Annotated in this window: 2 protein-coding genes; both read left to right on the top strand. The window is 67.5% G+C overall.

Translation table 11 applies throughout. The features are described from left to right. On the top strand, positions 1-3689 hold a 3689-nt coding region (locus tag HY68_RS26595; protein ID WP_157874459.1), incomplete at its 5' end, for a non-ribosomal peptide synthetase. Continuing rightward, a partial coding sequence (locus HY68_RS26590; protein ID WP_277816770.1) for a condensation domain-containing protein occupies positions 3686-6316 on the top strand: 2631 nt, incomplete at its 3' end. The genes HY68_RS26595 and HY68_RS26590, both read left to right, overlap by 4 nt.

Below are 6316 nucleotides of genomic sequence, written 5' to 3'. Positions count from 1 at the left end.
CCGACCTGTCCGGGGACCCGACGTTCGCCGAGCTGATCAACCGCGTCAAGGACACGGCGCTGGGCGCGTACGACCACCAGGACCTGCCCTTCGAGCGCCTGGTGGACGAGCTGGCCCCGAACCGCGATCTGTCGCGCAACCCGCTGTTCCAGACCCTCTTCGTGTTCCAGAACACTCCGGACGGAGACACGTGGAGCCTGCCCGGCCTCGACGTCGAGCAGGTCGGAGTGGGCGGCCAGGACGCGAAGTTCGACCTCCAGCTGACAGCTGCGGAGTCGGGCGGTGAGGTGCTGGCGGCGCTGGAGTACCGGACGGATCTGTTCGACCGGGCGCGGATCGAGCGGATGGCCGGCCACCTCGCCACCCTGGCCGCGTCCGTGGCGGCCACTCCTGACGCCCGCTTGTCCGAGCTGAACATGCTGACGGAGGTGGAGCGGCAGCAGATCCTGGTCGACTGGAACGGAACCACCGGGCCCTACCCGGACACCGCCACCATTCACCAGCTGATCGAGGACCGCGTCGCCACGGACCCGGACTCCATCGCCCTCACCTACGGCTCCGAGCAGTGGACATACGCGCAGCTCAACGCGCACGCCAACCAGCTCGCCCACCACCTACGCACGACCGGCATCACCCCGGACACCCTGATCGCCGTCTGCCTCGACCGGTCCCCCCAGCTCATCGCGACCCTCCTCGGGATCATGAAGGCAGGGGCGGCGTTCGTGCCGCTGGACCCCGAGTACCCGACCGAGCGCATCACCTACATGGTCGAGGACGCCCAGGCACCACTCATCATCACCAGTACGAACCACACCGAACGACTGCCGGCCGACACCCCACGCCTTCTGGCCGACACCGAGTGGCCGGACGGACCGACCGAAAACCCCCTGCCGCTCGCCTCGCCCGATGACCTGGCCTACATCATCTACACCTCCGGCTCCACCGGCCGGCCCAAAGGCGTCGCGCTCGAACACCGGGGCGTCGTCAACTACCTGCACTGGTGCGACCAGAACTACCCCGTCACCGAGCCGGGTGGGATCGGCACGATCCTGTACTCCTCCATCACCTTCGACCTGACCATCACGGCTCTGTTCCTGCCGCTCATCCAGGGCACCCAGCTCGCCATCCCCCAGACAGAGCCCGGCCAGAGCGCGTTCGACGCGGCGATCGACATGATCCTCACCGACGTCCCGATCAGCTTCCTCAAGGCGACCCCTTCCCACCTGGAAATCCTCGCCGCCCACCTCACCGGCCAGAACGCCACCCACCACATCACCACCATCATCGCCGGCGGTGAAAACCTCACCCCCACCCTCACGGCACACCTCTTCAACACCAGCACCACCCAGACCACGATCAGCAACGAATACGGAGCGACCGAAGGCTCCGTCGCCAACGTCATGAGCCTCACCACCACCCCCGACCCCAACGGGTACACCACCACCCTCGGCCAACCGATCACCAACACCACCACCTACCTCCTGGACCACCACAACCAGCCCGCACCCATCGGCATCCCCGGACACTCACTCCTCGGCGGCATCTGCCTCGCCCGCAACTACCACAACCGACCCGACCTCACCACCCAACGCTTCACCCCCAACCCCCTCAACCTCACCAACGACCCCCGCACCTACCACACCGGCGACCTCCTCACCTGGCGCCCCGACGGCACCCTCGAATTCATCGGCCGCATCGACAACCAAATCAAACTCCGCGGCTACCGCATCGAACTCGGCGAAATCGAAACCGCCCTCACCACCCACCCCGACATAGCCACCACAGCCGTCGTCGTACGCGAAGACACCCCCGGCGACAAACGGCTCACCGCCTACCTCACCACCACCCCCGGGTCCACCACACCCACCACACACGAGCTGCGCACCCATCTCCAGAACCAGCTCCCCGACTACATGGTTCCCGCCGCCTACACCACGCTCGACCAGCTCCCCCTCACCCCCAACGGCAAGGTCGACACCAAAGCCCTCCCCGCCCCCGACCACCACCGCCCCGACCTCGACACCACCTACACCGCCCCCCGCACTCCCACCGAGCGCACCCTCGCTTCGGTGTGGGGCGACATCCTCGGCATCGAGACCGTCGGTATCCACGACAACTTCTTCGAGCTGGGCGGCGACTCGATCATCAGCATCCAAATGATCGCCAGGGCCAAGAAGTTCGGCCTGCACCTCACCCCGCGCACGATCTTCAAGCATCAGACGATCGCCGAGATCGCGGTCCACGCCGGCGCGGCCACTCCGGTCGACGCGGAGCAGGGCCGTGTCGTGGGCGACGTACCGCTGACACCGATCCAGCACTGGTTCTTCGAGAAGGAACTGCCGGCGTTCGACCACTTCAACCAGGCCGAACTGCTGGCCACCGACGCCTTGGACCCCGATGTCCTCAGGCTGGCGCTGGCCGACCTGGTGGAGCACCACGACGCGTTGCGCCTGCGGTGCGAGAACGGTGACGCAGGCTGGCGGCAGTATCTGGACGAGTCTGTGGACACCGGCATCCTCGACGTCCACGACTTGTCCGACGTCACCGACGACGCCTTGAGCTCGGTGTCGCTCGCCATCGCGGAGGAGACCCAGCAGAGCCTCGACCTGGCAAAGGGGCCGCTGATGCGGTGTGCCCTGCTGCAGCTGGGGTCGGCACGTGGACAGCGGCTGCTCATCGCCGTACACCACCTGGCCGTCGACGGTGTGTCCTGGCGGATCCTCCTGGAGGACCTGGGGAGTTGCTACGAGCAGCGCGCCGCCGGCAGGGCGCCCCGGCTCGCCGCGAAGACGACGTCCTTCCGGGCCTGGGCGGAACGGCTGCGGGCGTTCGCTACGTCGGACGCGGCACGGGCCGAGTTCGCGTACTGGGCGGAGGCGAAGCCCTCCGGGCGGGTTCCGCGTGACGGGGACGGACGTAACGAGCTGGGCTCGGCGTCCACCGTCGCGGTGGCCCTCACCGCCGAGGAGACACGGGCCCTGCTGCGCGACGTCCCCCGCGTCTTCAGCACGCGGATCAACGATGCGCTCCTCACCGCCCTCGCCCACGCGCTGCGGGACTGGACGGGCGACGACGAGACGCTGATCGGTCTGGAGGGACACGGCCGCGAGGATCTCTTCCCCGACGTGGACCTTTCACGGACCGTCGGCTGGTTCACGTCGGTGTTCCCCGTCGCGCTGCGACTGACACCCGGCGCCGGGCCGCTCGATTCGGTCGACTCCGTCAAGGAGCAGCTGGGCCGGATCCCGAACAATGGTGTCGGCTACGGCATCCTGCGCCACCTCGGGGCGCCCGAAGTGGCGTCCGTCCTGGGCCGGCAGCCGATCCCTGAGGTCAACTTCAACTACCTCGGGCAGTTCAGCCGGGACCTCCCGGGCATCGGGCGGTACGCCGCAGCGGATGAGCCCAAGGGGCACTCGATCAGTCCCGACGGCATGCGCTGGAACGTCCTCGACGTGACAGCGGCCGTCGAGGGCGACACGTTCGGGGTGTACATCGGCTACTCGTCGGCGCTGCACGACCGGCGCACCGTCGAGCGACTGGGCGACGGCATGATCCACCACCTGCGCGGACTGATCGCCGGCAGCGCCGAAGGCGCCGCCGACTCCCGCCGGACGACCCCCGGCGTCCCCCTCACCGACGTCGGTGACACCGACATGGCCGCGATCCTGAAGAGGTTCTCGATATGAGCACGCACAACGTGGAAGACGTCTACGGGCTCTCGCCCCTCCAGTTCGGGATGCTCTTCCACTCGCTGGAGGACACGTCCGACACCCGCCCGTACATGGTCCAGATGACGGAGGAGGTCGAAGGCGCCTTCGACGACGCGCTGTTCGGACAGGCGTGGCAGCGACTCGTCGACCGGCACTCGATCCTGCGCAGCGCGTTCGTGTGGGAGGGCGTGTCGGAACCGGTGCAGGTGGTGCAGCGCCAGGCCCCCGTGCCCTTCGAAGTACGGGACCTGCGCGGCCTGCCCGACCAGGAGCGGCAGTTGGACGTCTTCCTCGCGGAGGACTGGGAGCGCGGCTTCGACCTGTCCCGGGCGCCGCTGGTACGGGTGACGGTGCTGCGGACGGCGGAGCAACGGCGGTTCGTGGTCTGGTCGTTCCACCACATCCTGCTCGACGGGTGGAGCGTGCAGATCCTCCAGAAGGAGCTGTTCGCCCTCTACCGCAGCCTGCTCGACGGTACGTCCGCCGCTCTGCCGACGACCGTTCCGTACCGCCGCTACATCGAATGGCTCAACGCCCAACGGGACGACAGCTCGGCGGAGTTCTGGACGAAGTATCTGGCAGGGGTCACCGAGCCGACCAACCTGCACGTGGACCGGGACACCGGGGACACGGGCGTCGGGGAGTTCGAGGTGGAGGCCTCCTCCGAGCTGTTCGCACAGGCCCGCGACTACGCCAGGTCGCAGCGGATCACGATGAACACCCTGGTGCAGGGGCTGTGGTCGATCCTGCTCTCCCGGTACAGCCGCAGCGACGAGGTGCTGTTCGGCTCGACCATCTCGGGCCGCTCGATCGCACTGCCGGGCGTGGACTCGATGATGGGTCTGTTCATCAACACGCTCCCGGTACGAGGCCGGCTCACGGGTGAACTCGGCGTCGCGGGCTGGCTGCGGGATCTCCAGGACGAGCAGTTGGAGATGCGGCAGTGGGAGTACTGCCACCTCGTCGACGTACAGAAGCACAGCAGCATCCCGCGGGGAGAGCCGCTGTTCCGGTCCATCCTGGTCTTCGAGAACTACCCGGTGGTGCAGAAGCCGTCGGACTTCCCCGAGGGGCTGACCCGGCGCCTGGTCAACTGCGTTGAGCGTACGGGCTACCCGCTCACGCTGGTCGCGTCGGCGGGCCGCGCCTTGGAGTTCCGGTTCGTGTACGACCGGAGCCGGTTCGACGCGGCGACGATCGAGCGGATGGCCGGCCATCTGCGGACCTTGCTGGAGTCTGTCATTGCGGCTCCTGGAGCGAACATCGCGGAACTGAACATGCTGACGGAGACGGAGCGGCAGCAGATCCTGGTCGACTGGAACGGAGTCACGGGCCCGTACCCGGACACCGCCACCATCCACCAGCTCATCGAGGACCGCGTCGCCACGGACCCGGATGCCGTGGCTCTCACGCATGGGGCCGAGGAGTGGACGTACGCCCAGCTCAATGCTCGCGCCAACCAGCTCGCCCACCACCTACGCGATACGGGCATCACGCCGGACACGCTGATCGCCGTCTGCCTCGATCGCTCGCCGCAGCTCATCGCCGCTTTCCTCGGCATCCTGAAAGCCGGGGCCGCGTTCGTGCCGCTCGACCCGGAGTACCCGACTGAGCGCATCACTTACATGGTCGAGGACGCCCAGGCACCGCTCATCATCACCAGCACGGAGCACACCGACCGGCTGCCGGCCGACACCGCGCGTCTCCTCGCCGACACCGAATGGCCCGACGGACCGACACACAATCCGGCCCCGTTCGCCTCGCCGGACGATCTGGCGTACATCATCTACACCTCCGGCTCCACCGGCAGGCCCAAGGGCGTCGCCCTCGAACACCGGGGGGTCGTCAACTACCTGCACTGGTGCGACCAGAACTACCCCGTCCAGGAGCCCAACGGGATCGGCACGATCCTGTACTCCTCCATCACCTTCGACCTCACCATCACCGCCCTGTTCCTGCCCCTCATCCAAGGCACCCAACTCGCCATCCCCCAGACAGAGCCCGGCCAGAGCGCCTTCGACGCCGCGATCGATCTGATCCTCACCGACGTCCCGATCAGCTTCCTCAAGGCGACCCCCTCTCACCTGGAAATCCTCGCCGCGCATCTGACCACCCGAAACGCCACCCACCACATCACCACCATCGTCGCCGGCGGCGAAAACCTCACCCCCACCCTCGTCGCCCAGCTCCTCAACACCAGCACCACCCAGACCACGATCAGCAACGAATACGGCGCCACCGAAGGCTCCGTCGCCAACGTCATGAGCCTCACCACCACACCCGACCCCAACGGCCACACCACCACCCTCGGCCAACCGATCACCAACACCACCACCTACCTCCTCGACCACCACAACCAACCCGCACCCATCGGCGTCCCCGCACACTCACTCCTCGGCGGCATCTGCCTCGCCCGCAACTACCACAACCGACCCGACCTCACCACCCAACGCTTCACCCCCAACCCCTCAACCTCACCCACGACCCCCGCACCTACCACACCGGCGACCTCCTCACCTGGCGCCCCGACGGCACCCTCGAATTCATCGGCCGCATCGACAACCAAATCAAACTCCGCGGCTACCGCATCGAACTCGGCGAAA

The organism is Streptomyces sp. AcH 505 (assembly GCF_000818175.1).
GTDB lineage: Bacteria > Actinomycetota > Actinomycetes > Streptomycetales > Streptomycetaceae > Streptomyces.
This window is presented reverse-complemented; position numbering and strand designations above follow the sequence as displayed.